Annotated in this window: 27 protein-coding genes; 8 read left to right on the top strand and 19 right to left on the bottom strand. The window is 64.3% G+C overall.

What is annotated here, in order from left to right; all coding sequences use genetic code 11:
* Positions 1 to 5: 5 nt before the first annotated feature.
* The 7 genes from EN738_RS02580 to EN738_RS02610 form a co-directional block, all read right to left on the bottom strand.
* The gene (locus EN738_RS02580) at positions 6 to 416 is read right to left on the bottom strand and encodes a hypothetical protein (RefSeq protein ID WP_127282338.1); all 411 of its coding nucleotides are present in this window, start codon (positions 414 to 416) and stop codon (positions 6 to 8) included.
* Between the two features lie 68 nt (positions 417 to 484).
* A complete protein-coding gene (locus EN738_RS02585) occupies positions 485 to 1,312 on the bottom strand; it encodes an inositol monophosphatase family protein (RefSeq protein WP_127282339.1) in 828 nt (275 codons plus the stop codon).
* A gap of 10 nt (positions 1,313 to 1,322) precedes the next feature.
* Entirely contained in the window at positions 1,323 to 2,180 is an 858-nt protein-coding gene (gene ttcA / locus EN738_RS02590) for a tRNA 2-thiocytidine(32) synthetase TtcA (protein ID WP_189605726.1), read from the bottom strand.
* Positions 2,181 to 2,336: 156 nt separating this feature from the next.
* Positions 2,337 to 2,954 carry a 30S ribosomal protein S4 gene (gene rpsD, locus EN738_RS02595; protein WP_126054848.1) on the bottom strand — a complete coding sequence of 206 codons (618 nt, stop codon included), beginning with the start codon at positions 2,952 to 2,954 and terminating at the stop codon, positions 2,337 to 2,339.
* A gap of 337 nt (positions 2,955 to 3,291) precedes the next feature.
* On the bottom strand, positions 3,292 to 3,480 hold the full coding sequence (locus tag EN738_RS02600; protein ID WP_126054849.1) for a DUF3008 family protein: 189 nt from the start codon (positions 3,478 to 3,480) through the stop codon (positions 3,292 to 3,294).
* 60 nt (positions 3,481 to 3,540) lie between these two features.
* Entirely contained in the window at positions 3,541 to 4,326 is a 786-nt protein-coding gene (gene murI / locus EN738_RS02605) for a glutamate racemase (RefSeq protein ID WP_127282341.1), read from the bottom strand.
* The gene (locus EN738_RS02610; RefSeq protein ID WP_127282342.1) at positions 4,319 to 5,236 is read right to left on the bottom strand and encodes an RNA methyltransferase; all 918 of its coding nucleotides are present in this window, start codon (positions 5,234 to 5,236) and stop codon (positions 4,319 to 4,321) included. Before EN738_RS02610 ends, murI begins: the two co-directional genes overlap by 8 nt.
* A 207-nt stretch (positions 5,237 to 5,443) precedes the next feature.
* Between EN738_RS02610 and EN738_RS02615 the strand changes: the two genes are divergently transcribed.
* The 3 genes from EN738_RS02615 to EN738_RS02625 all read left to right on the top strand — a co-directional run bounded on the left by EN738_RS02615 (position 5,444) and on the right by EN738_RS02625 (position 8,151).
* Positions 5,444 to 6,655, top strand: a complete 1,212-nt coding sequence (locus EN738_RS02615) for an NADP-dependent isocitrate dehydrogenase (protein ID WP_127282343.1) — start codon at positions 5,444 to 5,446, stop codon at positions 6,653 to 6,655.
* Positions 6,656 to 6,739: 84 nt separating this feature from the next.
* On the top strand, positions 6,740 to 7,366 hold the full coding sequence (locus EN738_RS02620; RefSeq protein ID WP_127282344.1) for a glutathione S-transferase family protein: 627 nt from the start codon (positions 6,740 to 6,742) through the stop codon (positions 7,364 to 7,366).
* Positions 7,366 to 8,151, top strand: coding sequence for a hypothetical protein (locus tag EN738_RS02625; protein WP_127282345.1), 786 nt, complete (start codon positions 7,366 to 7,368; stop codon positions 8,149 to 8,151). Before EN738_RS02620 ends, EN738_RS02625 begins: the two co-directional genes overlap by 1 nt.
* A 64-nt stretch (positions 8,152 to 8,215) precedes the next feature.
* Here the strand turns inward: EN738_RS02625 and EN738_RS02630 are convergent, their stop codons facing one another.
* The 3 genes from EN738_RS02630 to recA all read right to left on the bottom strand — a co-directional run bounded on the left by EN738_RS02630 (position 8,216) and on the right by recA (position 13,066).
* Positions 8,216 to 9,010, bottom strand: coding sequence for a PhzF family phenazine biosynthesis protein (locus EN738_RS02630; RefSeq protein WP_348629071.1), 795 nt, complete (start codon positions 9,008 to 9,010; stop codon positions 8,216 to 8,218).
* Between the two features lie 50 nt (positions 9,011 to 9,060).
* Positions 9,061 to 11,727: an alanine--tRNA ligase gene (gene alaS, locus EN738_RS02635; protein ID WP_127282346.1), complete on the bottom strand. Its 2,667-nt coding sequence runs from the start codon at positions 11,725 to 11,727 to the stop codon at positions 9,061 to 9,063.
* A gap of 238 nt (positions 11,728 to 11,965) precedes the next feature.
* Positions 11,966 to 13,066, bottom strand: coding sequence for a recombinase RecA (gene recA, locus EN738_RS02640; RefSeq protein WP_126054856.1), 1,101 nt, complete (start codon positions 13,064 to 13,066; stop codon positions 11,966 to 11,968).
* 282 nt (positions 13,067 to 13,348) lie between these two features.
* Between recA and EN738_RS02645 the strand changes: the two genes are divergently transcribed.
* Positions 13,349 to 14,293: a carbohydrate kinase family protein gene (locus EN738_RS02645; protein ID WP_127282363.1), complete on the top strand. Its 945-nt coding sequence runs from the start codon at positions 13,349 to 13,351 to the stop codon at positions 14,291 to 14,293.
* Between the two features lie 40 nt (positions 14,294 to 14,333).
* Positions 14,334 to 15,251 carry a pseudouridine-5'-phosphate glycosidase gene (locus EN738_RS02650; protein WP_127282347.1) on the top strand — a complete coding sequence of 306 codons (918 nt, stop codon included), beginning with the start codon at positions 14,334 to 14,336 and terminating at the stop codon, positions 15,249 to 15,251.
* A 3-nt stretch (positions 15,252 to 15,254) separates the two neighbouring features.
* Here EN738_RS02650 and EN738_RS02655 read toward each other — a convergent pair whose 3' ends face one another.
* Positions 15,255 to 15,578: a TfoX/Sxy family protein gene (locus EN738_RS02655; protein WP_127282348.1), complete on the bottom strand. Its 324-nt coding sequence runs from the start codon at positions 15,576 to 15,578 to the stop codon at positions 15,255 to 15,257.
* An 88-nt stretch (positions 15,579 to 15,666) separates the two neighbouring features.
* On the opposite strand from EN738_RS02655, the gene EN738_RS02660 reads away from it, so the two are divergent.
* Positions 15,667 to 16,164, top strand: coding sequence for a GFA family protein (locus tag EN738_RS02660; RefSeq protein ID WP_127282349.1), 498 nt, complete (start codon positions 15,667 to 15,669; stop codon positions 16,162 to 16,164).
* Positions 16,165 to 16,197: 33 nt separating this feature from the next.
* Positions 16,198 to 16,656 (top strand): RidA family protein, encoded by a 459-nt coding sequence (locus EN738_RS02665; protein ID WP_127282350.1) that lies wholly within the window; start codon positions 16,198 to 16,200, stop codon positions 16,654 to 16,656.
* A 14-nt stretch (positions 16,657 to 16,670) separates the two neighbouring features.
* Here the strand turns inward: EN738_RS02665 and sufA are convergent, their stop codons facing one another.
* The 8 genes from sufA to EN738_RS02705 all read right to left on the bottom strand — a co-directional run bounded on the left by sufA (position 16,671) and on the right by EN738_RS02705 (position 24,139).
* Entirely contained in the window at positions 16,671 to 17,051 is a 381-nt protein-coding gene (gene sufA / locus EN738_RS02670) for a Fe-S cluster assembly scaffold SufA (protein ID WP_127282351.1), read from the bottom strand.
* A gap of 165 nt (positions 17,052 to 17,216) precedes the next feature.
* Positions 17,217 to 17,609, bottom strand: a complete 393-nt coding sequence (locus tag EN738_RS02675; RefSeq protein ID WP_127282352.1) for an SUF system Fe-S cluster assembly protein — start codon at positions 17,607 to 17,609, stop codon at positions 17,217 to 17,219.
* Positions 17,610 to 17,614: 5 nt separating this feature from the next.
* Positions 17,615 to 18,856, bottom strand: coding sequence for a cysteine desulfurase (locus EN738_RS02680; protein WP_127282353.1), 1,242 nt, complete (start codon positions 18,854 to 18,856; stop codon positions 17,615 to 17,617).
* A gap of 96 nt (positions 18,857 to 18,952) precedes the next feature.
* Entirely contained in the window at positions 18,953 to 20,221 is a 1,269-nt protein-coding gene (gene sufD / locus EN738_RS02685) for a Fe-S cluster assembly protein SufD (protein WP_127282354.1), read from the bottom strand.
* Between the two features lie 25 nt (positions 20,222 to 20,246).
* The gene (gene sufC, locus EN738_RS02690; protein ID WP_127282355.1) at positions 20,247 to 21,002 is read right to left on the bottom strand and encodes a Fe-S cluster assembly ATPase SufC; all 756 of its coding nucleotides are present in this window, start codon (positions 21,000 to 21,002) and stop codon (positions 20,247 to 20,249) included.
* A complete protein-coding gene (locus EN738_RS02695; protein ID WP_127282356.1) occupies positions 20,995 to 21,276 on the bottom strand; it encodes a hypothetical protein in 282 nt (93 codons plus the stop codon). The genes sufC and EN738_RS02695 overlap by 8 nt, the downstream gene beginning before the upstream one ends.
* On the bottom strand, positions 21,273 to 22,790 hold the full coding sequence (gene sufB / locus EN738_RS02700; RefSeq protein ID WP_127282357.1) for a Fe-S cluster assembly protein SufB: 1,518 nt from the start codon (positions 22,788 to 22,790) through the stop codon (positions 21,273 to 21,275). The genes EN738_RS02695 and sufB overlap by 4 nt, the downstream gene beginning before the upstream one ends.
* A 188-nt stretch (positions 22,791 to 22,978) precedes the next feature.
* Positions 22,979 to 24,139, bottom strand: a complete 1,161-nt coding sequence (locus EN738_RS02705) for a cysteine desulfurase family protein (protein WP_127282358.1) — start codon at positions 24,137 to 24,139, stop codon at positions 22,979 to 22,981.
* A 256-nt stretch (positions 24,140 to 24,395) separates the two neighbouring features.
* On the opposite strand from EN738_RS02705, the gene EN738_RS02710 reads away from it, so the two are divergent.
* The gene (locus EN738_RS02710) at positions 24,396 to 25,070 is read left to right on the top strand and encodes an alpha/beta hydrolase (RefSeq protein WP_126054872.1); all 675 of its coding nucleotides are present in this window, start codon (positions 24,396 to 24,398) and stop codon (positions 25,068 to 25,070) included.
* Positions 25,071 to 25,170 lie beyond the last annotated feature (100 nt).

The raw sequence follows: 25,170 nt of genomic DNA on the forward strand, positions 1-25,170 counted from the left end.
CTAGACTAGCTTGCACCTTCGACAGTTGCGGTGAAACGAGGGGCAAGCATCCGCCCCGCGACGGCTCCGCCCATGCTGTCTGAAAACGGCAGCGGCAGAGCCTCGTCGAGCGCCTTGAGGATGGACGTCACGAAAGCACGGTTCAGCGCTTGGTCGGTTCCCAGATCGGAATAGGTGGCGCGTGGCTTGCCGATGAGCGTGCCGTTCCGGCGAAGCGAGAACCGCAGTGTCAGGGACATGCCGGCAGTTCCAGCCGGTGGCTTCCAGCAGGCATAGATGGCGTCCGACATCTCCACCAGGGTGTCGATGGGATCGGAACTGTGACAAGGGCGGCGCTGCTGCGCCCCGGCTTCGCAGGGGGCCGCAACCACGGCGATGACCAGGGCTGCTGCGAGGATTGCCGACCAAGGTCTCATCAGCGGTTCTCCGGACTACGCGAAGCCTCCGGCACCCGCCGGCTTGGATCGGGCCGCGGCTCCTGCCCCTACTCCGCCCAAAGCTCGCGGCGCAGTTCCTGCCAGCTGTCCTTGTCGGGGGCGACCAGGATGCCGCCGTCGATATGCGAGGGCAGATAGGCGCTGCCGTCGATCCGCGCCGCGTAGCCACCCGCTTCCTGGTGGATCAGCACGCCGGCCAGGTGATCCCACGGCATCAGCTTGTTGTAGACGACGAAATGGGCGTGGCCGCTGGCGAGCAGCCGGTATTCGTGCGCCGCGCAACGATAGCCGAATTGCGACAGCGCCTTGGTCTGGTTGCGGGCGAGCCGAGAGCGCTCGGGTTCCGGCAGGTATTGCCAGGAGACGGCGCCCGTCATTTGCGAGATCGGCACGGCCGCCGCGACGCGCACCTTCTCCAGCGCGCCATGAGCGTGGCGGATGTGGCTGCCTGCGCCTTTGGCGCCGATCAGCCAGTCCTTGCCGACGGGGTCATGGATGATGCCGGCGACGGTCTCGCCCTTGACGACAACGCCCAGCATGACGCCGAACAGCGGCACGCCGGAGGCGAAGTTGAAGGTGCCGTCGACCGGATCGATGACAAAGGCGAGCTCGGCATCGCCGAGACCGCCGAGCAGCGCCGGATTGTCGGAGCAGGCTTCCTCGCCGACGATCATGGCCGAGGGATAGCGCTCGCGCAGCCTTGCCGTGATCACCCGCTCGGCATTGACGTCGGCCTCGGTCACCAGATCGGCGGCCGATGTCTTCTGGCGGACGTCGCCTTCGCCCAGCCGGCGAAAGCGCGGCATGATCTCGGCAATGGCCGCGTCGGAGAGGAGACCGGCAAGCCAGTCGATGGCGCTATCGTCAAATGTCATGGGGATCGTCTTACCTGTCGTTGAGGGCGGCGAAGTCGAACAGCTTCCTGTCGAGCAGATGCGAGGGCCGCACATTCGTCATGGCGCGGATCATCGTGTCCTTGCGGCCGGGCATGCGCTTTTCGATGTCGTCCAGCATCGCCTTCATGGCATTGCGCTGCAGGCCTTCCTGGCTGCCGCAGAGATCGCAGGGGATGATCGGGAACTTCATCGCGTCGGCGAATTTCTCGAGATCGGCCTCAGCGTTATAGGCGAGCGGCCGCAGCACCATGACGTCGCCCTCATCGTTGAGGAGTTTCGGCGGCATGGCGGCAAGGCGACCGCCATGGAACAGGTTCATGAAGAAGGTTTCGAGGATGTCCTCGCGGTGGTGACCCAGCACGAGAGCGGCGCAGCCCTCCTCGCGCGCGATGCGGTAGAGATGGCCGCGCCGGAGCCGCGAGCAAAGCGAACAATAGGTGCTGCCTTCGGGCAGCTTGTCGGTGACCACCGAATAGGTGTCCTGATATTCGATGCGATGCGCAATGCCGTTGGCGTTGAGGTAGTCCGGCAGGATGTGTTTCGGGAAGTTCGGCTGGCCCTGGTCGAGATTGCAGGCGAGCAACTCGATCGGCAGCAGGCCGCGCCATTTGAGGTCGAGCAGCAGAGCGAGCAGACCGTAGGAATCCTTGCCGCCGGACAGCGCCACCAGCCAGCGCTCGCCGGGCTTCACCATGGCGAAATCCTCGATCGCCTGGCGCGTCAATCTCAGGAGTCGCTTGCGCAGCTTGTTGAACTCGACGGAGGACGGCACCTCGGCGAACAGGGGATGGAAGCCGCCCTCAGCGTCGTCGCCGACCGGCTCGAGGAATTTGACGTCTGGCAGCATATTCATGGCGCATCGGCCCCAGGGACAAGTGTCGGCGCCCGGATTAGCGCATCGGCCCGGAAATCGAAATCGATTTCTGCGGCGCCGGCATGGCGGCTCGGCAAACAAAAAGGCCGCCCATTGGGCGGCCTTTCGATGGATCGCTGAAGCAACCGATCAGCGCGAATAGAATTCGACGACCAGGTTCGGTTCCATCTGCACGGCGAACGGAACATCCGACAGGCCGGGGATGCGCGCGAAGGTGGCGGTCATCTTGTTGTGGTCGGCTTCGATATAGTCAGGCACATCGCGCTCGGCGAGAGCGACCGATTCCAGCACGATGACGAGCTGCTTCGACTTCTCGCGCACCTCGACGACGTCGCCCGGCTTGCAGCGATACGAGCCGATGTTGACGCGCTTGCCGTTGACGTTGACATGGCCATGGTTGACGAACTGGCGGGCGGCGAAAATGGTCGGCACGAACTTGGCGCGGTAGACGACCGCGTCGAGACGCGACTCGAGCAGGCCGATCAGGTTCTCCGAGGTGTCGCCCTTGCGGCGGTCGGCCTCTTCATAGACCTTGCGGAACTGCTTTTCCGAAACGTCGCCATAGTGGCCCTTCAGCTTCTGCTTGGCGCGTAGCTGCAGGCCGAAGTCGGAAAGCTTGCCCTTGCGGCGCTGGCCGTGCTGGCCGGGGCCGTATTCACGCTTGTTGACCGGGGACTTCGGGCGGCCCCAGATGTTCTCGCCGAGACGGCGGTCGATCTTGTATTTCGCGGATTCGCGCTTGCTCATCGCATTCCCTTTCAAAACAATACACCCGGAACCTCATGCTCCGAGTGAAGGAAACGCGCCCTCCTCTGGCCTCCGTTTTCGAGACCTGACAGGGTTTTCCACGCAACGCGACGGAAAACCCACGGGACACGTCAGTTAACAAGGCCTAGGAAGAAACAATCGAACTTCCATCGCCTCGCGCATAAAGAAAACCACCGGGCATTGCGGCCCGGTGTTGGCGCGCTGATTAAACGGAGATTTAGGCGGTGTCAAGCTTGTGAGTGGCGCTGCGGGCCAATCACCGAGAGCCCGCGGCCCCGCAGGCGGGTTCTTGCTTTTCTTCCCAAGCGCAGCGAGATCAGCTCTTCGATTTCTTCTCGGGCAAGCCCTTGCGCCTGGTCTCCGCGAATTCCTCGAGCTGCTTTTCGCTCATCGATTCGTACATTCCCTTCGAGGCGCCCTTGAGCTCGCTCTTCTTGGTGTCACCGCGCTTTGCCGACAGCGCAGCGCCGGCGGCCTTTTGCTGAGCTTTCGATGTGGCAGGCATGGTCGTTTCTCCCAATTGACTATCGGAGGGAACGCAGCCGCCCAGCCGATGTTCCTGCCGTCACGGGATCGTCAGACCAAAACCCTGCATCAGCCGGCTGACCGCGAAATCCGCCTTGCCGGAGGTGAAGACGGCAATGTCGGGCTCGCCTTGCGAGGATCCGTTGACCGGCGGGAGCAACGACATGGCGCGGCGGGCTATCGCTTCGGCCGGATCGATCCAGTCCACCGGCCAGGGCGCGGTCTTGCGCATGCGGTTGACCAGGAATGGATAGTGGGTGCAGGCAAGCACGACGATGTCGGTATGCTGCCCATCGCGTTCGATGAAGCAGGGCGCGATCTCGGCGCGCACGGCGTCCTCGTCGACAAAGCCCTCGCGCATGTAGACCTCGGCCAGTCCGGCCAGATTGTCGCTGCCGACCAGGCGGACATGGCATTTCTGCGCCCATTTGCTGATCAGGTCGCGCGTGTACTGCCGCTTCACCGTGCCCGGCGTCGCCAGCACCGAGACCAGGCCGGAGCGGGTGCGTTCCGCCGCCGGCTTGACCGCCGGCACCGTGCCGACGAAGGGATGGCCGGGAAATCTTTCGCGAAGCGCATCGATCACCAGCGTCGAGGCGGTGTTGCAGGCGATGACGGAGATCGCCGGCGAAAACCGGTCGAGCAGCCTGGCGAAGAGATCGAGTATGTGCGTGCGCAGCGCCGGCTCCTCCCAGGCGCCGAAGGGAAAGGCCGCGTCGTCGGCGACATAGACGAAGCGCCGGTCGGGCATCAGCACGCGCGCCTCGCGCAGCACGGTCAGGCCGCCGACGCCGGAATCGAACATCAGGATCGGCCGGTCAGTCATTGTCTGTGCCCTTGCCGCCCAGCGGCGCGTCATTATCGTCGCCATTGGCGTTGGGCGCCTGGCCCGCTTCCGCCTTGCGGGCGCGCGCGGCAGCGGCGGGCAGCCGTCTCGGATCGTCGCCGGGGGAGCCATCGCCGCGCGGCATCGCCGGCGAAAATCTGTCCAGCGACGAGATGATGCCCCTTAGCACCTTCAGTTCCGGCTCGGCGAAACCGGCGCGCGTCAGCACGGCACGCAGATTGTCGACCATCTTCGGCTTCTTCCCTTCCGGGCGGAAATAGCCGCGCGCCTCCAGCGCGCCTTCGAGATAGGTGAACAGGCTGTGCAACTGCTCCTTGGTCGCCGGCACGAGTTCCGGTCCGGAGAAGTTGGTCTGGGTTTCGTCCTCCAGTCCCGACTTCATCCATTCATAGGACATCAGAAGCACGGCCTGGGCGATGTTGAGCGACGAGAAGCCAGGATCGACCGGGAAGGTAACGATCTCGTCGGCGAGCCCGACTTCCTCATTGTAGAGGCCGAAGCGCTCGCGGCCGAACAGGATGCCGGTTCGCAGCCCGGCACGCTGCCGCGTCCTCAGCGCCCTGCCCGCCTCGACCGGTCCGCGCACGGCCTTGAAGCCGTCGCGCTCGCGCGCCGTGGTGGCGAAGACGAAATTGAGATCGGCGACCGCCGTGGCGAGATCGTCGAAAACCCGCACCGCATCGATGACATGGTCGGCGCGGCTTGCCGCGGCGCGCGCCTTCTCGCTCGGCCAGCCATCGCGCGGATTGACCAGCCTGAGCTCGGCAAGGCCGAAATTGGCCATGGCGCGCGCGACCATGCCGATGTTCTCGCCAAGCTGCGGCTCGACCAGTATGATCGCCGGGCCGGCTGCGATGGGGGTGTCTCGGGATTGTTCGTCGGCTGGCATGGACGTCAATGAACTGCTGTTTGCGGCATTTCGGCGACCCCTGCCATATTCGGCGGCGAAAATGAAGCTTTCGCAAAGAATGGCATCAAGCGGCACCGCCGATCGCCGTTTGCGCGCTCAAAAAGCCTTTGATATACGCTCGGCATCCCCGGCCGAACGCCATGCGGGCAAGGCCGTTCCGATCCCCAGCAACGAGGCATTCTTTCCATGGCGAAGATCAAGGTGGCGAACCCGGTCGTCGAGCTCGACGGCGACGAGATGACCCGCATCATCTGGCAGTTCATCAAGGACAAGCTGATCCACCCCTATCTCGACATCAAGCTCGACTACTACGATCTCGGCATCGAGCACCGCGACGCCACCAACGACCAGGTGACGATCGACTCGGCCAACGCCATCAAGAAATACGGCGTCGGCGTGAAATGCGCGACGATCACCCCCGACGAGCAGCGCGTCGAGGAATTCAAGCTGAAGAAGATGTGGAAGTCGCCGAACGGCACGATCCGCAATATCCTGGGCGGCACCATCTTCCGCGAGCCGATCATCATGAAGAACGTGCCGCGCCTGGTGCCCGGCTGGACCAAGCCGATCATCGTCGGCCGCCACGCCTTCGGCGACCAGTACCGCGCCACCGACTTCCGCTATCCCGGCAAGGGCAAGCTGACGATCAAGTTCGTCGGCGAGGACGGCACCGTGATCGAGCACGACGTGTTCGACGCGCCGGCCGCCGGCGTCGCCATGGCCATGTACAATCTCGACGAATCGATCCGCGAGTTTGCCCGCGCCTCGCTGAACTACGGCCTGCTGCGCAACTATCCGGTCTACCTCTCGACCAAGAACACCATCCTCAAGGCCTATGACGGCCGCTTCAAGGACATCTTCCAGGAAGTCTACGAGAAGGAATTCGAGGCCGAGTTCAAGGCGAAGAAACTCTGGTACGAGCACCGGCTGATCGACGACATGGTGGCCTCCAGCCTGAAATGGTCGGGCGGCTATGTCTGGGCCTGCAAGAACTATGACGGCGACGTGCAGTCCGACACGGTGGCGCAAGGCTTCGGCTCGCTCGGCCTGATGACCTCGGTGCTGATGACGCCAGACGGCAAGACCGTGGAAGCGGAAGCCGCGCACGGCACCGTCACCCGCCACTATCGCCAGCACCAGAAGGGCGAGGAAACCTCGACCAACTCGATCGCCTCGATCTTCGCCTGGACGCGCGGTCTCGCCCACCGCGCCAAGCTCGACGACAATGCCGAGTTGAAGCGCTTCGCCGAGACCTTGGAAAAGGTCTGCATCCAGACGGTGGAGTCCGGCTTCATGACCAAGGACCTGTCGCTGCTGATCGGTCCCGACCAGCCCTGGCTGTCGACCACCGGTTTCCTCGACAAGATCGACGAGAACCTGCAGAAGGCCATGGGGTAAGAACCCAAATTTCGACATGCCGAAGGCTCCGAAAGGAGCCTTCGCTTTTTGGGCAGCAACGCGAGCGGAAGCAAGGGGCTGACGATGAGCAAGCCAATCCTCTACGGTGCCGACTATAGCGTCTATGTCCGCATCGCACGGCTGGCGCTGGAAGAGAAAGGCATCGGCTACGACCTCGTGCCGGTCGACGTCTTTGCCCCGGAAGGCGTTCCGGCCTGGTATCTCGAACATCATCCGTTCGGCCGCATTCCGGCTTTCGAGCATGACGGCTTTCGCCTGTTCGAGGCGAGCGCGATCGCCCGCTATGCCGACGAGGCCTTCGACGGCCCGGCGCTGCAGCCGAAAGAGGCGCGCAGCCGGGCAAGGATGAACCAGATCATCGGCCTGCTCGACGCCTATGGCTACCGCGCCATGGTCTGGGATGTCGCCGTCGAGCGGCTGGAGCAAAACCCGCCCGACGAGGCCCTGATCAGCAAGGGCCTGTCGCAAGCGGAGGCTGTGCTGCGGACACTGTCGGCGCTGAAGGCCGACGGGCCGTGGCTGCTGGGGTCGCAACTGACCCTTGCCGACCTGCATGCAGCCCCAATCATCGGCTATTTCGTCAAGGTCGCAGAAGGGCGTGAATTGCTTGCCCGATTTGCCGACATCAGCGACTGGTATGCGCGCTTCGCCGATCGCGCGAGCTTCGCCAGGACCGAACAGGCGGGCTGATGCGCGCCGTCCATGTCAGCTATGTGACGCCGAACCTGTCGCAGGCCGGCAAGCTGCTGCTGAAGAGCGCGCGCCGCTTCGGCCTCGACAGTCATCTCTATACGCCGGATCACCCGGTGCTGGTCGACCTGGCGCGAAAATACCCATCGATCATGGCCGCGCCGCGCGGCGCCGGCTACTGGCTGTGGAAGCCCTTCATCACGCTGGACATGATGAACCGCGTGCCCGACGGCACGCCGGTCCTCTACAGCGACGCCGCGCTGACTTTCATCGCCGACCCCGCGCCTCTGATCGCGCTTTCCAGCCAGCACCCGGTATGCCTGTTCAAGATGGGTGGGCGGATGCTGCAGGGCGCCTGGACCAGGCGCGACTGCTTTGTCGAAATGGATGCTGACCGGGAGGAGTTCTGGTCGCTGCCGCAGCTATGGGCCGGCATGCAGCTCTACCGCGCCGGACCGGAAGCGAGGGCTTTCCTCAAGCTGCTGGCGACGGCCATGGCGAGCGAGGTTCGGCTGACCGACATGCCGAATATCCACGGCCTTCCCAATCTGCCCGGCTTTGTCGAGCATCGGCATGATCAATCGGTGCTGACGATCCTTGCCAGGCAGCAGCGCGCCGCCATTTTTCGCAGCCCGTCGCAGGAGTGGCACGATCCATCGGCGTCAGCGAGCGAGACGCCGTTCGGCCAAACGGTGTTTGTGCACCGCAGGCGAAACCTCCCCTATTTCAGGTGGCTTTACAGGCGCCTGCGTCAGAAATACACGGGCGGCCAAGGCTTCCTTTGATCATGCCGGTCTCTCGCGAGGGCCCGGCGGCTCTCAAGCTTCTGCACCATGAGCCGAGGGCCGTTCAGTCAGGCAGATAGATTTCCGCTTTCATGAAGGTCTTCGCGCGGCCCGTGATCCGCACGCGGTCTCCGGCCAGCTCGCACAGCAGGTGGCCGCCGCGCTGCGAGCACTGGAAGGCCGACAGCTCCGTCTTGCCGAGCTTTTCGGACCAATAGGGTATCAGCGTCGCGTGGATGGAGCCGGTCACCGGATCCTCGGGAATGCCCGCGCCGGGTGCGAAGTAGCGAGACACGAAATCATGGGTCTCGCCGCGCGCGGTGACGACCACGCCGAGAGGGTGGAAGGTCGCAATCCCGGACAGGTCCGGGACAAAGGAGCGCACGGCGGTCTCGTCGGCCAGTTCGACGAACAGGTTCTCGAAGTTGCGGAAGCTCGCAACCGGGCGCGCCGAAACGACGTCCTGAAGCGCGGATGCCAGCTTGGCGTCCACGGGCTGCGGCGGAAAGCACGGCAGATCGAGCTGGTAGGCGCCGTCGCGCCTGGAAACCCCGAGCTCGCCCACCCGCGTGGCGAAGGCCATGTCGCCGGCGACATCGTGTTCCTGGGCCAGCACATGGGCGGTGGCCAGTGTGGCGTGTCCGCAAAAGTCGGCTTCATGGACCGGGGTGAACCAGCGCAGATCCCAGCCCTTGCCGTTCGGCCTCGCGAACGCGGTCTCGGCAAGATTGTTTTCGTTGGCGATGGCCTGCATGACATGTTCCGGCAGCCAGTCCTCGAGGATGAGGACGGCGGCCGGATTGCCGTGGAAGGCCCGGTCGGCGAAGGCGTCGACCTGGTACATGGTCAGTGTCGTCACTTCGCGCTCCCGGGATGGCTAGCTTGGCTGCACGGCGACCTCAAGCGAGGTCACGCCGCTTCCAGCGCCGCCTTCACCGCCGCGATCGCGTCCTCGGCCTTCGAGGCGTCGGGACCGCCGGCCTGGGCCATGTCGGGACGGCCGCCACCACCCTGCCCGCCAAGCGCGGCGGACGCCACGCGCACCAGGTCGACGGCGCTGAAGCGGGTGGTCAGGTCGTCGGTGACGCCGACGACGACACTTGCCTTGTTGTCCTCGCCGGCGCCGACGAAGACGACGACGCCGGAGCCGAGCGTCTTCTTGCCGGCATCGGCAAGCGGCTTCAGATCCTTCGGCGACACGCCGGAAACTGCCTTGCCGAGGAAGCCGACGCCGGCGATGGTCTCGTTCTCGGCCGGCACGCCGGCCGGCGAACGGTCGCCCAGCGCCAGCTTCTTGCGCGCTTCGCTAAGCTCCTTTTCGAGCTTCTTGCGCTCGTCGAGCAGCGTCTCGACCCGCGCCGCCACATCGGCAGGCGAGATCTTCAGCGTCGAAGCGATCGCCTTCAGCCGCTTGTCCTGCTCGTCGAGATGCTTGCGCGCCGCCTCGCCGGTCAGCGCCTCGATGCGGCGCACGCCGGCGGCGACCGCGCTGTCCGACACGATGCGCACCAGGCCGATATCGCCGGTCGCCCGGACATGGGTGCCGCCGCAGAGCTCGACCGAATAGGGGCGGTTCGCCTTGGCGCCATGCAGGCCGGTGCCCATCGACACGACGCGCACCTCGTCCCCGTATTTCTCGCCGAACAGCGCCATGGCGCCCTCGGCAATGGCGTCGTCGACCGACATCAGGCGTGTCGACACCGGGCTGTTCTGCACGACGATCTCGTTCGCCATGCGCTCGACCTCCTCGAGCTCATCGGCCGAGATCGGCTTGTTGTGCGAGATGTCGAAGCGCAGGCGCTCGGGCGCGACCAGCGAGCCCTTCTGCGCGACATGGGTGCCCAGCACCTCGCGCAGCGCCTCGTGGATGAGGTGCGTCGCCGAATGGTTGGCGCGCAGCCTGGAGCGGCGCGCATGATCGACCTTGAGCTCGACCGCGGCGCCGGTCTTGACCGTGCCGCTCGCCACCCGGCCGAGATGCACGAACAGCCCGTCGGCCTTCTTCTGCGTGTCGGTGATCTCGATCGAGAAGCCCTCGCCCGAGATCACGCCGGTGTCGCCCATCTGGCCGCCGGACTCGCCGTAGAAAGGCGTCTGGTTGACGACCACGGCAACCGTGTCGCCCTGCGCGGCGCTGTCGACGGTCTTGCCGTCCTTGACCAGCGCCAGGACCAGGCCCTCCGCCTGTTCGGTCTCGTAGCCGAGGAAATCGGTGGCGCCGGTGTTCTCGCGCACCGAGAACCACACCGTCTCGGTGGCCGCGTCGCCGGAACCAGCCCAGCTCTTGCGCGCCTCGGCCCGCTGCCGCTCCATCGCATCGGTGAACCCGGCCAGATCGACCGAGATGCTGCGCTGGCGCAGCGCATCCTGCGTCAGGTCGAGCGGGAAGCCGTATGTATCGTAGAGCTTGAAGGCCGTCTCGCCATCCAGCATGTCGCCGGCGCCGAGCTTCTCGGTTGCCTCCGAGAGCAGCCCGAGGCCGCGTGCCAGCGTCTTGCGGAAGCGGGTCTCTTCCAGCTTCAGCGTTTCGGTGATCAGCGCCTCGCCGCGCCCCAGCTCCGGATAGGCCTGGGCCATCTCGCGCACCAGCGCCGGCACCAATTTCCACATCAGCGGCTCGCTGGCGCCGAGCAGCTGCGCATGGCGCATGGCGCGGCGCATGATACGGCGCAGCACATAGCCGCGGCCCTCATTCGACGGCAGCACGCCGTCGGCCACCAGGAAGCAGGAGGACCGCAGATGGTCGGCGATGACGCGGAACGATGCGACGGTGTCCGCATCCGGACCGCGCCCGAGCGCCGATGACGCGGCATCGATCAGATGGCGGAACAGGTCGGTCTCGAAGACGCTCTCCACCCCTTGCAGGATGGACGCCATGCGCTCGAGGCCCATGCCGGTGTCGATCGACGGGCGCGGCAGGTCGATGCGCTCTTCCTTGGTCACCTGTTCATATTGCATGAACACCAGGTTCCAGAATTCCAGGAACCGGTCGCCGTCCTCTTCCGGGCTGCCGGGAGGGCCGCCCCAGATGTGTTCGCCGCGGTCGATGAAGATCTCCGAGCACGGCCCGCAGGGTCCGGTGTCGCCCATCGCCCAGAAATTGTCCGAGGTCGGGATGCGGATGATGCGGTCGTCGGAGAAGCCGGCGATCTTCTTCCAGTAGCCGGCCGCCTCGTCGTCGGTGTGATAGACGGTGACCAGCAGCTTGTCCTTCTTCAGCCCGAACTCCCTGGTGATCAGGTTCCAGGCAAGCTCGATGGCGCGCTCCTTGAAATAGTCGCCGAAGGAAAAATTGCCGAGCATCTCGAAGAAGGTCAGGTGACGCGCGGTGTAGCCGACATTGTCGAGGTCGTTGTGCTTGCCGCCGGCGCGCACGCTTTTCTGGGCGGTGGTGGCGCGCGAATAGGACCGCTTCTCCAGGCCGGTGAAGACGTTCTTGAACTGCACCATGCCGGCGTTGGTGAACATCAGCGTCGGATCGTTGCGCGGCACCAGCGGGCTCGACGCGACGACCTCGTGACCCTCCTTGCGGAAATAGTCGAGGAATGTCGACCGGATCTCGTTCACGCCACTCATGGATGCTTGCCTTTTCGAGAGAACCGCCGGGGGTGCCGACGGCAAAATGGACATGGCCTTTTAGCGATCACGCCGCAGCCTGTCCAGAAACACGGAACTGGAGGAAAGTCCGGTTGTTGCCGGCTCTGGCTGGGCATCGCCCGAAACGCAAACCGCCGGCACAAGGCCGGCGGTTCGGGACGCAGTACTAAAGAACTCAATTACATAAGCAGATAGTAATAAACCGAGATTGTGTCACCTACATGGCGCCGGCTTCGTCCTCGAAACCGTCGTCACCGCCGCCCTCGGACCCGCCATTCTCGAGGAATTTCTCAGCGATCAGCCCGGCATTCTGCCTGAGCGCCATTTCGATCTCGCGCGCTGTGTCGGGATTGTCGCGCAGGAACAGTTTTGCGTTCTCGCGGCCTTGGCCGAGACGCTGCGAATTGTAGGAGAACCAGGCGCCGGATTTCTCGACCACGCCGGCCTTGACGCCGAGGTCGACCAGCTCGCCGGTCTTCGACACGCCCTCGCCGTACATGATGTCGAACTCGACCACCTTGAAGGGCGGCGCCAGCTTGTTCTTGACGACCTTGACGCGGGTCTGGTTGCCGACGACCTCGTCGCGGTCCTTGACCGAGCCGATGCGGCGGATGTCGAGGCGGACCGAGGCGTAGAACTTCAGCGCGTTACCGCCGGTCGTCGTCTCGGGCGAGCCGAACATGACGCCGATCTTCATGCGGATCTGGTTGATGAAGATGACCATGGTGTTGGAGCGCGAGATCGAGGCGGTCAGCTTGCGCAGCGCCTGGCTCATCAGGCGGGCCTGTAGGCCGGGCAGCGCATCGCCCATCTCACCTTCGATTTCGGCGCGCGGCGTCAGCGCGGCGACCGAATCGACCACCAGAACATCGATGGCGCCGGAGCGCACCAGCGTGTCGCAGATCTCCAGCGCCTGCTCGCCGGTGTCGGGCTGCGAGATCAGCAGGTTTTCGAGGTCGACACCGAGCTTGCGGGCATAGACCGGATCGAGCGCGTGCTCGGCATCGACGAAGGCGCAGATGCCGCCCTTCTTCTGGGCTTCCGCCACGGTGTGCAGCGCCAGCGTCGTCTTGCCCGAGCTTTCCGGCCCGTAGATCTCGATGATGCGGCCGCGCGGCAGGCCGCCGACGCCGAGCGCGATGTCGAGGCCGAGCGACCCGGTCGGCACGGTTTCGATTTCGACCACCTGCTCATTGGCGCCGAGGCGCATGATCGAGCCCTTGCCGAAGGCGCGCTCGATTTGCGACAGCGCCGCGTCCAGAGCCTTTGATTTGTCCACTGCCTTATCCTCTACAAGCCGCAAAGTATTCTGAGCCATGATACATCACCCCTTGGTCGTCAATGAAGGCCGGACAATCCGTGATCCCTACCATTTTGTACCTTTTTTGTTCTCGTTTGGCAAGAGACATCAAGCTGCTGAAAAACAATCAATATCTTGATCTGTTCTATTTATGTCCTACAACACACAGCGGCGGCGTCTTCCAATCGGCCACGCAGGGTTCCATTGTCCGGCCGGCCCGAATCGCGGCGTTGATTGCGGGGCGGCGCGGAGAAACCTAGTGTGCGCGGCCGGACAATCAACAAAGGTATCGACGCCACGATGGTGAAGTCCCCCAACATCCTTGCCGTGGGCGGCGCCCATATCGACCGGCGGGGCCAGGTGTCAGGCCCTTACGTGCCGGCTGCCTCGAACCCCGGCACCATGCGCGAGGATGTCGGCGGCGGCGTCTTCAACGCGTTGCGCAGCGTGGTCAGGCGCGGCGTCTCGGCCTCGCTGCTGTCGATGCGTGGCGGCGACGCCGCGGCCGAGACTGTGTCGACGGCGATCGCGAGCGCCGGCATCGCCGACCTGTCGGCGGTGTTCCTCGACCGCACGACGCCGAGCTACACGGCGCTGATCGACCGCGACGGCGAGCTGATAGTCGGCTTTGCCGACATGGCGCTCTACGACCTCGCCTTCCCCAAGCAGATCCGCCGCGCCAAGGTGCGCGAGGCGATCGCTTCCGCCGATGCCCTCCTATGCGACGCGAACCTGCCGTCCGCGGCACTGGAACGGCTGGTGGCGCAAGCCGCCGGCAAGCCGGTCTTCGCCATCGCCATCTCGCCAGCCAAGGTGGTGCGGCTGGCGCCGGTGCTGGGCAGCCTTGCCGTGCTGTTCATGAACCGGCGCGAGGCCGGCGCCCTCGCCGGCCTGGGCGACGATGCGAATGGCCACGATCTGGTCGGCGGGCTGCGGCGCGCCGGGCTCACGAGCGGCGTGGTGACGGCGGGCGGCGAGCCGGTGCTGGGCTTCGACGGCGAGGGCCTGTTCTCCATCGCCCCGCCCGCTCCGCGTAGGATCGCCGACGTCACCGGCGCCGGCGATGCGCTGACCGGCGCGACGGTCGCCGCTCTGCTCAATGGCCTGCCGCTGCGCGCGGCACTGCGCGAAGGCATCGCCGCCTCCATCCTGGCCATCGAAAGCACCGAGGCGGTGCCCGCCTTCAGCGCCGCCAACTTCGCGCAAATGCTGGCCCTTGTGCCGGGGGCGCTGGAAGTGGCATGAGGGCGGCCGGAGCGCCGCGCGCCCCGGACTGGAGACCATCATGACGCCCGAAACCGCCCGCCCCTTCATCGACATCCATCCGCCGGTGGCGGAGGCGCTCGCCGCCGGACGGCCGGTGGTGGCGCTGGAAAGCACCATCATCACCCACGGCATGCCCTATCCGGACAACGGCGCCATGGCCGCCAATGTCGAGAAGATCATCCTGGACAATGGCGCGGTACCGGCAACGATCGCGGTGGTCGCCGGCCGCATCAAGATCGGCCTCTCCGACGGCGAGCGCGAATCGCTGGCGATGACCGGCGACGCCATGAAACTGTCGCGCGCCGATCTCGGCTTTGCCGTCGCGCAGGCGCGCACCGGGGGCACCACCGTCGCCGCGACGATGATCGCCGCGCATATGGCGGGGATAAAGGTGTTCGCCACCGGCGGCATCGGCGGCGTGCACAAGGGCGCTGAAAAGAGCTTCGACATCTCGGCCGACCTCGACGAGCTGGCGCGCACGCCAGTCATCGTGGTGTCGGCCGGCGCCAAGGCAATCCTCGACATCGAAAAGACGCTGGAAGTGCTGGAGACGCGCGGCGTGCCGGTCGTCGGCCATGGCTGCGAGACGATGCCTGCGTTCTGGTCCAGGCATTCGCCGTTCCGCGCCCCGCTCACCTTGCATGCGCCGGAGGACATTGCGCATTTCTACCGGACGCGGCAGGCGCTGGGCCTCGGCGGCGGCATACTGATCGCCAACCCGGTGCCGGAGAACGCGGAGATCCCGGCCAAGGAGATGGACGGCTACATCCAGGCGGCGCAGAAGGCGGCGGAGGCGCTCAGCGTCACCGGCAAGGCGGTGACGCCGTTCCTGCTGTCGAAAATCCTCGAACTGACCGGCGGCCGCAGCCTCAAGACCAACATCGCTCTGGTCGAGAACAATGCGCGGCTGGCGGCCAGGATCGCCAAGGCGCTGTAGCGTCTACTTGCCCGCCCGCAGCCCCGCCTCATAGGCGCGGCGCGCCCAGACCGCCATCTCGTCGGGGTCGTCGAAGGCGCTGTCGGGAACACTCCAATAGGGCATCGCAACCAGCTTGCCATGCCTGGAGCCGGTGTAGGTCCACTGCTGGCAGCCGGCTGCCTCGAAATCGGCCACGCTTTGCTCGTCGGCCTTCAGCTTCAGCTCGCCGCGCAGCACGATGGCGACGATGACGCCGTCGCAATAGATGCCCTTGCCGCCGAACAGTTTTCTGATGCTGATCGGGCCGAGGCTCTCGAACAACTCCTCTATGCGTTCATTGTCCATGCTGCGATCATGGCATCGCGGCCTGATCCTGTCATCGCCGCAACCAAAACCATGCTGACAAGTTGAGGACCAGCCACGGGAGTTTGCCATGCCGCTGCTGCTGAAAGGATCCTGCCGGTGCAATGCCGTCCGCTTCGAAGTGGAAAGCCACACGCCGGTGCCGTTCATGCTCTGCTACTGCTCGATCTGCCGCAAGCAGCAGGGCGGCGGCGGTTTTGCCATCAATCTCGGCGCCGACTACGAGACGCTGAACATCAGGGGCAAGCGCAGCCTCGGCGTCTACCGGGCCGAGATCGAGGATGACGAGCATCCGCATTGCGAGGTTTCGACCGGCGAGCGCAATTTCTGCCGCAAATGCGGTTCGGCGCTCTGGCTCTACGACCCGACCTGGCCGGACTTGGTGCATCCCTTCGCCTCGGCGATCGACAGCGAGCTGCCGATGCCGCCGGAAAAGGTGCATCTGATGCTGAAATACAAGGCGAGCTGGGTCGAGCCAGTGGTCGGCAGGAAAGACAAGGTGTTCGACGTCTATCCCGAAGAATCGATCGCCGACTGGCACAAGCGCACGGGCATGTGGGTGGACTAGGAAGAGGCATTGCCTATCCGACAGGAGGCAACAATGAACCTGACTACGCACAAGAAATTCAAAGGCGACCGGCTGATGCCATGGGGCAAGGGCACCGTCGTCACCGACCCCAAAGGCTATGTTTTTCTGTGCGGCAACACGGCCACGGTCGTCGACTACGATCCGTCGAAACACCAGGGAGGCGCCATTGGCGACCCTGCCGCGCAATGGCGCGCAATCCTTGCCAACATCAAGTCCGATCTGGAGGAACTGGGCAGTTCGCTCGATCATCTGGTCAAGGTGACGTTTTACGTCAAGGGGCCGTTTCCGACGGGCGGCGTCCTCAGCTCACCCAATTTCCGCATGGACGTGATGGACGAATTTTTCGCCGAACATTGCCCTAAGCACTGCAGCTACAACAACCCGCCGCCATCGGAGGTGATCGGCGTTGTCGCGCTGGCGCAACCTGACCTGGTCATCGAGCTTGTTGTCGTCGCCGCGCTGCCGGACTGAGCACGGCAGGCCGATCAGGCGGAAGCGCGCGCGTCGGCCAGCGCCTTCAGATCGGCCGGCTTCAATTCGACCGATTCGCCGCAGCCGCAGGCAGAGCTCTGGTTCGGGTTCTTGAAGGTGAAGCCGGTGCGCAGCGTCGTCTGCTCGAAATCCATTTCGGTGCCGAACAGGAAGAGCGCTGCTTCCGGCGCGACATAGACATGGGCGCCGTCGCGCTCGATATGATCGTCCTTGGTGTTCGGCTCGGTCACCAGGTCGACCGTGTATTCCATGCCGGCGCAGCCGCCCTTCTTGATGCCGAGGCGGATGCCGTGCGCATTCTCGCGCGTGGCGACGATCTCGCGCACCCGGTCGGCGGCCTTTTCGGTCATCGTGATGACGGCGAAGCGTCCCATGTCATTCTCCACGTTCGCGCGGGTTCAAGGCCCGTGGAATGAGTCTGCCCTTAAGATGGTGAACTTTCGCCTTCGCTGCAAGTCATCCAATCTTTTCAAGCCGATGCCAGAGCAATTCCAGGAAAAGTGCGTAGCGGTTTTCCGTCCGAAATTGCGTCAACACATCTAGTACCAGCCGACCGCGACCTGCGCCTCTTCCGACATGCGGTCGGGCGTCCATGGCGGATCGAAGACCATGCTTACCTCGACGCCGGAGACACCTTCCACAGCGCCGACGGCGTTCTCGACCCAGCCCGGCATCTCGCCTGCCACCGGGCAGCCCGGCGCGGTCAGGGTCATGTCGATCTTGACCGAGCGGTCGTCCTCGATGTCGATCTTGTAGACGAGGCCGAGCTCGTAGATGTCGGCGGGGATTTCCGGGTCGTAGACTGTCTTCAGCGCCGAGACGATATCGTCGGTCAGCCGCGCCAGCTCATCGGCGGGAATCGTCGAAGCCGAAACCACGCCGTTCGCGGCCGTATCCGGAGCTGTCTCTGCGGTGGTGCTGGCATCTTCCATGGTCGTCACCCGAAGAACTTTCGCGCCTTTTCCAGCGCCTCGGCCAAAGCGTCGACTTCGGCCCTGGTATTATACATGCCGAACGATGCCCTGCATGTGGAGGTCACGCCGAAGCGTTTCAACAGCGGCTGGGCGCAATGGGTGCCGGCACGGACCGCGACGCCCTGCCGGTCGATCACCATCGACACGTCATGCGCATGTATGCCCTGCAATTCGAACGAGATGATGGCGCCCTTGCCCGGCGCGTCGCCGAAGATGCGCAGCGAATTGATGGCGCGCAGCCGTTCGTGCGCGTAATCCTTGAGGTCCGCCTCATGCGCGGCGATGCGATCGCGGCCGACCTTTTCCATATATTCAAGCGCGGCCCCGAGGCCAATGGCCTGCACGATCGGCGGCGTGCCGGCCTCGAAACGATGCGGCGGCTCGTTGTAGGTGACGATGTCCTCGGTCACTTCCTCGATCATCTCGCCGCCGCCCATGAACGGGCGCATGCCGGCGAGAATGTCCTTCTTGCCGTAAAGCACGCCGATGCCGGACGGGCCGTAGACCTTGTGGCCGGTGAAGACGAAGAAATCGCAGTCGAGGTCCTGCACGTCGATCGGCATATGGACCGCGCTCTGGCTGCCGTCCACGAGCACGGGAATGCCACGCGCATGCGCGATGCGCACGATCTCCTTGATCGGAGTCACCGTGCCCAGCGCATTCGACATCTGCGTGATGGCGACGAGTTTTGTGCGCGCAGTCAGCCGCTTTTCGAATTCCTCGATGTGGAACGCGCCGAGATCGTCGACCGGCACCCAGACCAGCTTGGCACCCTGCCTCTCGCGGATGAAATGCCACGGCACGATGTTGGAGTGGTGCTCCATGATCGACAGCACGATCTCGTCGCCCTCGCCGATGTTGGGCATGCCATAGCCATACGCGACCGTGTTGATCGCCGCGGTGGTGTTGGAGGTGAAGACGATGTTGTCGGTGCTCGGCGCGTTCAGAAACCTCTGCACTGACTTCCGCGCGCTCTCATAGGCGTCGGTCGCGGCATTCGACAGGAAATGCAGGCCGCGATGGACGTTGGCGTATTCCTGGCTATAGGCGTGCTGGATGGCGTCGAGCACGGCTTTAGGCTTCTGCGCCGAGGCGCCATTGTCGAGATAGACCAGCGGCTTGCCGTAGACTTCGCGCGACAGGATCGGGAAATCGCGGCGGATGGCCTCGACGTCGTAGGGGGTGGATTCGACTTTCTGGTCCATCACAAGCTCTTCCGAGGCACCGCCTCACTCCGTCCAGCACCCCGCTCGGCGCTGCGCGCCGATCCACCTTCTCTCGCAAGGGGAGAAGACAGGCGCTTACCCGTGCGTCAAAAACCACTCGTCGAGCCGCGCTTCCAGCGCTTCGACGAGCGCCTCGTCTTCCAGTTCCTCGATCACTTCGGCGACGAAGGCCTTGACCAGCAGGCCGCGCGCGCTCTTCTCGTCGATGCCGCGCGCCATCAGGTAGAACAGATGGTCGTGGTCGATCTCGGTGACGGTCGCGCCATGGCCGCAAACGACGTCGTCGGCGAAGATCTCGAGCTCGGGCTTGGTCGAGAACTCTCCGTCATCCGACAGCAGCAGCGTGTTGCAGGCCATCTTGGCGTTGGTCTTCTGCGCATATTGATGCACGTTGATGCGGCCCTGGAAGACGCCGCGCGCCTTGCCGGTCACCACGTTGCGGATCACTTCCGTCGAGGTGGTGTGCGGCACGGCATGGTCGAGCACCATGGTGGTGTCGGTATGGGTGTCGCCGGCCAGAAGGTTGATGCCGCGCAATTTGAAATCGGCGCCCTCGCCGGTCGTGCGCACCACGACCTCCTGGCGCACCAGCCTGCCGCCGGCATTCATAACGAACAGCGTCAGTTTCGCGTCCTTGCCGATATGCGCCTTGAACTGGGCAAGATGCGTGGCGGCATCGGATTGCTCCTGCACGATCAGCCAGGTCACCTCGGCGCCGTCGCCGAGCACGAGCTGGCTGACGGAGCTGGCGAGGCCAGCGCCCTCGCCAGACTGGCGTTCGACGATGGTCGCCCTGGCGCCGGCGCCGACGCGCGTCAGAAGCCGTACATGCGCCTGGCCGCCGGATTGCAGGTTCTGCAGCTCGATCGGCTTTGCCAGTTCGGCGCCGTCGGCGATGTCGACGAAATAGCCATCGGCGACAAAGGCGGTGTTCAGCGCGCCGATCGCGTCATCGGTGCCATAGGGGTCGAGCCCGGGCGCCACGCTGCCATCGGTCAGCTTCTCCAACAGGCGCTGTACCGTGACGCCATCGATCTCGGGAAGTTTCCCATTCGAGACGCCGTTCAGCACCGGCAGCACGGCCGAACCCTCGAAGACCGGCTCAAGCGCCTTCACCGCACCTTCGGCCTCGAAGGCCGGCACCGAAGTCAGCAGCCGGCGCAGGTCGGTATAGTGCCAGGATTCGACGCGCCGCGTCGGCAGGCCATGCTTGATCGCCTCGATCGCGTCGTCGCGCTTGGTCATCACCGCGCCGTCGCCCGGCAGCAGCGAAAGCCGCTCGCCGAAGGCATCGATCAGCGCCGTTTCGGCCAGGGTCCGCTGGGGCTGTGCGTGCATGTTCATCGCTCTCGCCTCGCCTGCTCGCATCTCACGCGGCTTCGCCGATCACGCCGGCATAGCCATTGGCCTCGAGGTCGAGCGCCAGCGACTTGTCGCCAGACTTGATCACCTGGCCCTTGTAGAGCACGTGCACCGAGTCCGGCACGATGTGCTCCAGCAGGCGCTGGTAGTGGGTGATGACGACGATGGCGCGCTCCGGCGAACGCAGCGCGTTGACGCCGTCCGAGACGATCTTCAGCGCGTCGATGTCGAGGCCGGAATCGGTCTCGTCGAGCACGCAGAGTTTTGGTTCGAGCAGCTTCATCTGCAGGATCTCGGCGCGCTTCTTCTCGCCGCCGGAGAAGCCGACATTGAGCGGCCGCTTCAGCATCGCCATGTCCATGTTGAGCGAGGCGGCGGCGTCCTTCACGCGCTTCAAGAATTCCGGGATCTTCAGCGGCTCCTCGCCGCGCGCCTTGCGCTGCTCGTTCATCGCCACTTTCAGAAATTCCATGGTCGCGACGCCCGGTATCTCCATCGGATACTGGAAAGCGAGGAAGATGCCGGCGGTGGCGCGCTCGGCCGGGTCCATTTCGAGGATCGACTGGCCGTTGTAGAGGATGTCACCCTCGGTGACCTCATAGTCCTCGCGCCCGGCGAGGATATAGGACAGCGTCGACTTGCCGGACCCGTTGGGGCCCATGATAGCGGCGACCTCGCCGGCCTGCACCGTCAGGTTCAGGCCGCGGATGATCTCGGTGCCGTCATCGACGATGCGGGCATGGAGGTTTCTGATTTCAAGCATTCTTGTCTACTTTCGCGTTCTTGTTGTTCTCGTCGCCCGGTCCTTGCCGGGATCTCCCTAGAAGTGCGCCCGCAAGATCGCCGGTAACGAACATCCAGCCCAAAAACCCAGCTGCTCCAAGGAAGGCAATCGAACCACCAACATGCTTCACCGAACTCAAACCAAATATTGCGCCTATCAGGGCCACCACGGCACCGCCAATAGCCAGCGTCAACAAGAGCATCAGAACGACGACGACTAAGCTCTTGATCCGCTCGACGAACTTCCCGATCAACCCACGCTGCCTTCCAACGAGATGCCAATCAGCTTCTGCGCCTCGACGGCGAATTCCATCGGCAGCTGCTGGATGACGTCCTTGACGAAGCCGTTGACGATCAGCGCGATCGCCTCTTCCTCGGGGATGCCACGCTGCATGACGTAGAACTTCTGGTCCTCGGAGATCTTCGACGTCGTCGCCTCGTGCTCGAACTGGGCCGTCGAATTCTTGGCTTCCATGTACGGCACGGTGTGCGCGCCGCACTGATCGCCGATCAGAAGCGAGTCGCAGTTGGTGAAGTTGCGGGCGTTGATCGCCTTGCGGTGCGCCGAGACCTGGCCGCGATAGGTGTTCTGCGAGAAGCCGGCGGCGATGCCCTTGGAGATGATGCGGCTCGACGTGTTCTTGCCGAGATGGATCATCTTGGTGCCGCTATCGACCTGCTGGTAGCCGTTCGAGACCGCGATCGAATAGAACTCGCCGCTGGACTCGTCGCCGCGCAGGATGCAGCTCGGATATTTCCAGGTGATGGCCGAACCGGTCTCGACCTGCGTCCACGAGATCTTCGAGCGGTCGCCGCGGCAGTCGCCGCGCTTGGTGACGAAATTGTAGATGCCGCCCTTGCCCTCGGCGTCGCCGGGGTACCAGTTCTGCACCGTCGAATATTTGATCTCGGCATCGTCGAGCGCGACCAGCTCGACCACCGCGGCATGCAGCTGGTTCTCGTCGCGCTGCGGCGCCGTGCAGCCTTCGAGATAGGAGACATAAGCCCCCTCCTCGGCGATGATCAGCGTGCGCTCGAACTGGCCGGTGTTCTTCTCGTTGATGCGGAAATAGGTCGACAGCTCCATTGGGCAGCGCACGCCCCTGGGCACGAAGACGAAGGAGCCGTCGGTAAACACCGCCGAGTTCAACGTGGCGTAGAAATTGTCCGAGGTCGGCACGACCGAGCCGAGATACTTCTTCACCAGTTCCGGGTGCTCGCGGATCGCTTCCGAGATCGAGCAGAAGATGACGCCGGCCTCGGCCAGTTCCTTCTTGAAGGTGGTGACGACGGAGACGGAATCGAACACGGCGTCGACTGCCACGCGGCCCGACTTGTAGACGTTGTCGTTGGCTTCCTCGAGCTCCGAGGTATCCGTCTTCTGCACGCCGGCGAGAATCTCCTGCTCCTTCAGCGGGATGCCGAGCTTCTCGTAAACCTTCAGGATCTCGGGATCGACTTCGCTGAGCGAGGTCGGACCAGGGGTGCTCTTCGGCGCCGCGTAGTAATAAATGTCCTGGAAGTCGATCTTGGGATAGTCGACGCGCGCCCAGGTCGGCTCTTCCAGGGTCAGCCAGCGGCGATAGGCCTCCAGACGCCATTCCAGCATCCAGTCCGGCTCGCCCTTCTTTTCAGAGATGAAGCGAATGATGTCTTCGCTCAGGCCCTTGGGGGCCTTGTCCATCGCGATCTCTGTCTGGAATCCGTATTTATACTGGTCGACGTCGATCTTTCGAACCCGATCGATCGTCTCCTGCACAGCAGGCATAAGCGTTCTCCATCCACGCCGGGGTCAAGGCCCGACAGTTTTCAAACTATGGCACCACCAGTTGGCCACGCATGGGCGGGCCGGGGCGGCGTAAGTTCCATATAGTGCGTCCCGACCGGGAATTCACCCGGCCAATTGAAACGCACGGCTCTACCAGGCCCGGAGGCCCGAATTCCCTTTCGTCGCGCTCAGGCGGCCTTTTCGCCGCCGGCACGACGCCCGGCAATGCCGGCGAGTGCTGCGCGGAACAGCTCGATATCCTCGACCGCCGTCGCGTGGCCGATGGACACGCGCAAGGCACCCAGGCTGTCGCCAAATCCCATGGCCGTGAGCACATGGCTCGGCCCGACCTTGCCCGACGAACAGGCCGACCCTGCCGACAGCGCCACGCCGGCGAGATCGAAGGCAATCTGCGCCGTCTCGGCTTTGACGCCGGGAATAGCGAAGAATGTCGTGTTGGCAAGCCTTTGCGCGCCATTTCCGAAGATTTCCGCGTCCGGCGCCAGGGTTTTTACCAGGACCTCGATCTCGTCGCGGCGCCGCGCCACCAAATCGATGTCGCGCAGACCGGCCAGCGCCTGACGCGCCGCCGCGCCGAAACCAGCGACGGCCGGGAGGTTTTCGGTGCCGGCGCGATGGCCCTTTTCCTGGCCGCCGCCGTTGATCAATGGCTTCGGCATCATCAGATCGGCCGCGGCGACGATGGCGCCGACCCCCTTGGGGCCGCCGATCTTGTGCGACGACAGGATAAGATAATCGGCGTAACCGGCTGACATATCGATCAGAATCCGCCCGGCCGCCTGCACGGCGTCGATCACCAGCACGCCACCCGCCGCCCTGACGATTTCGGCGATGCGCTCGACAGGCTGGATAACGCCGGTCTCATTGTTGGCGGCATGGATCGCGACCAGCGGCAGGCCGTCGCTCTTGTCGTGCGCGGCGAGAACCGCAGCCAGTTCATCGAGATCGGCGATTCCATTTCGATCGACGCCGATGCGGGTCATCTGCGCCGCTGGGAAGCGTCCACCATTAAGAACGCAAGGGTGGTCTGCCTCCGAGACATAGAGTCGGCTCATGCGGACGGTGCCGCGTCCCATCTGCCAGTCCGGCGTCAGCAGGGTCGCAGCGGCTTCGGTCGCGCCCGACGTGAACACGACATGCGCGGCCTTGGCATTCACCAATGCAGCGACGTCGCGCCTTGCGTCCTCGATGAGGCGGCGCGCGGCGCGGCCCTCCGTGTGGACCGAGGACGGATTGGCGGCACCCAGCGCGGCAATCATCGCCGAGCGCGCCTCTTCAAGCAGCGGCGCGCTGGCGTTGTAGTCGAGATAGGCGCGAGTTGCGGCCATTTTCCTTCAATTGGTCCCGTCGAAAGCCATTCGCCAAGGGTAGCGCGTTATTTCCTTGAAATCGCAAGGCAAGCCGTCCTATTTACGCGGCTTGCGGAAAGGGGCGGTCGAGCCAGCGGGTTTCGGCCACCCAGTTTTGAACAATTCTAAACTAGCTTCTAAGAAGACGCTTGCCCGGCGTCAAGGCCACAGAAGCTGGGGCCAGCGGAAGAGTTGTTCCGGGCTGAGCGCGTTCGTTTGCCACGTGGAGTATTTTATGCCTGAGGTCATTTTTGCCGGTCCGGCCGGTCGCCTGGAAGGTCGCTACCAGCCTTCCAAGGAAAAGAGCGCGCCGATCGCCATCGTGCTGCACCCGCACCCGCAGTTCGGCGGCACGATGAACAACAAGATCGTCTACGACCTCTTCTACATGTTCCAGAAGCGCGATTTCACCACGCTTCGCTTCAATTTCCGCGGCATCGGCCGCAGTCAGGGCGAGTTCGACCACGGCACCGGCGAATTGTCGGACGCGGCGGCGGCGCTGGACTGGGTGCAGTCGCTGCATCCGGATTCCAAGAGCTGCTGGGTCGCCGGCTATTCGTTCGGTTCGTGGATCGGCATGCAGTTGCTGATGCGCCGGCCGGAGATCGAGGGCTTCATCTCGATCGCGCCGCAGCCCAACACCTACGACTTCTCGTTCCTGGCGCCCTGCCCGTCGTCGGGCCTCATCATCCACGGCGACGCCGACAAGGTGGCGCCGCCCAAGGACGTGCAGGCGCTGGTCGACAAGCTGCATACCCAAAAGGGCATCACCATCACGCAGAAGACCTTGCCCGGCGCAAACCATTTCTTCGCTAATGACGCCGACCTTCTGCTGCAGGAATGCGCCGACTATCTCGACCGCAGGCTGGCGGGCGAGCTGGCCGATCCGAGGCCGAAGCGGCTGAGATAAAGCGTCTTATGGGTGGTCGGCGCTGAGCCGGCCGCTCTGTTTCGCCGTCAATTCCTTTCGCCGAGCCGCGTTGGGCCATCCCAGCCGGAATGTCCTCTTG

The organism is Mesorhizobium sp. M4B.F.Ca.ET.017.02.2.1, assembly GCF_003998955.1.
Taxonomy (GTDB): domain Bacteria; phylum Pseudomonadota; class Alphaproteobacteria; order Rhizobiales; family Rhizobiaceae; genus Mesorhizobium; species Mesorhizobium abyssinicae.

What these genes read in the sequence shown, in the direction of transcription:
- EN738_RS02580 (WP_127282338.1), bottom strand. Translation starts at nt 416, where the DNA reads ATGAGACCTTGGTCGGCAATCCTCGCAGCAGCCCTGGTCATCGCCGTG.
- EN738_RS02585 (WP_127282339.1), bottom strand. Translation starts at nt 1,312, where the DNA reads ATGACATTTGACGATAGCGCCATCGACTGGCTTGCCGGTCTCCTCTCC.
- ttcA (WP_189605726.1), bottom strand. Translation starts at nt 2,180, where the DNA reads ATGCTGCCAGACGTCAAATTCCTCGAGCCGGTCGGCGACGACGCTGAG.
- rpsD (WP_126054848.1), bottom strand. Translation starts at nt 2,954, where the DNA reads ATGAGCAAGCGCGAATCCGCGAAATACAAGATCGACCGCCGTCTCGGC.
- EN738_RS02600 (WP_126054849.1), bottom strand. Translation starts at nt 3,480, where the DNA reads ATGCCTGCCACATCGAAAGCTCAGCAAAAGGCCGCCGGCGCTGCGCTG.
- murI (WP_127282341.1), bottom strand. Translation starts at nt 4,326, where the DNA reads ATGACTGACCGGCCGATCCTGATGTTCGATTCCGGCGTCGGCGGCCTG.
- EN738_RS02610 (WP_127282342.1), bottom strand. Translation starts at nt 5,236, where the DNA reads ATGCCAGCCGACGAACAATCCCGAGACACCCCCATCGCAGCCGGCCCG.
- EN738_RS02615 (WP_127282343.1), top strand. Translation starts at nt 5,444, where the DNA reads ATGGCGAAGATCAAGGTGGCGAACCCGGTCGTCGAGCTCGACGGCGAC.
- EN738_RS02620 (WP_127282344.1), top strand. Translation starts at nt 6,740, where the DNA reads ATGAGCAAGCCAATCCTCTACGGTGCCGACTATAGCGTCTATGTCCGC.
- EN738_RS02625 (WP_127282345.1), top strand. Translation starts at nt 7,366, where the DNA reads ATGCGCGCCGTCCATGTCAGCTATGTGACGCCGAACCTGTCGCAGGCC.
- alaS (WP_127282346.1), bottom strand. Translation starts at nt 11,727, where the DNA reads ATGAGTGGCGTGAACGAGATCCGGTCGACATTCCTCGACTATTTCCGC.
- recA (WP_126054856.1), bottom strand. Translation starts at nt 13,066, where the DNA reads ATGGCTCAGAATACTTTGCGGCTTGTAGAGGATAAGGCAGTGGACAAA.
- EN738_RS02645 (WP_127282363.1), top strand. Translation starts at nt 13,349, where the DNA reads ATGGTGAAGTCCCCCAACATCCTTGCCGTGGGCGGCGCCCATATCGAC.
- EN738_RS02650 (WP_127282347.1), top strand. Translation starts at nt 14,334, where the DNA reads ATGACGCCCGAAACCGCCCGCCCCTTCATCGACATCCATCCGCCGGTG.
- EN738_RS02655 (WP_127282348.1), bottom strand. Translation starts at nt 15,578, where the DNA reads ATGGACAATGAACGCATAGAGGAGTTGTTCGAGAGCCTCGGCCCGATC.
- EN738_RS02660 (WP_127282349.1), top strand. Translation starts at nt 15,667, where the DNA reads ATGCCGCTGCTGCTGAAAGGATCCTGCCGGTGCAATGCCGTCCGCTTC.
- EN738_RS02665 (WP_127282350.1), top strand. Translation starts at nt 16,198, where the DNA reads ATGAACCTGACTACGCACAAGAAATTCAAAGGCGACCGGCTGATGCCA.
- sufA (WP_127282351.1), bottom strand. Translation starts at nt 17,051, where the DNA reads ATGGGACGCTTCGCCGTCATCACGATGACCGAAAAGGCCGCCGACCGG.
- EN738_RS02675 (WP_127282352.1), bottom strand. Translation starts at nt 17,609, where the DNA reads ATGGAAGATGCCAGCACCACCGCAGAGACAGCTCCGGATACGGCCGCG.
- EN738_RS02680 (WP_127282353.1), bottom strand. Translation starts at nt 18,856, where the DNA reads ATGGACCAGAAAGTCGAATCCACCCCCTACGACGTCGAGGCCATCCGC.
- sufD (WP_127282354.1), bottom strand. Translation starts at nt 20,221, where the DNA reads ATGAACATGCACGCACAGCCCCAGCGGACCCTGGCCGAAACGGCGCTG.
- sufC (WP_127282355.1), bottom strand. Translation starts at nt 21,002, where the DNA reads ATGCTTGAAATCAGAAACCTCCATGCCCGCATCGTCGATGACGGCACC.
- sufB (WP_127282357.1), bottom strand. Translation starts at nt 22,790, where the DNA reads ATGCCTGCTGTGCAGGAGACGATCGATCGGGTTCGAAAGATCGACGTC.
- EN738_RS02705 (WP_127282358.1), bottom strand. Translation starts at nt 24,139, where the DNA reads ATGGCCGCAACTCGCGCCTATCTCGACTACAACGCCAGCGCGCCGCTG.
- EN738_RS02710 (WP_126054872.1), top strand. Translation starts at nt 24,396, where the DNA reads ATGCCTGAGGTCATTTTTGCCGGTCCGGCCGGTCGCCTGGAAGGTCGC.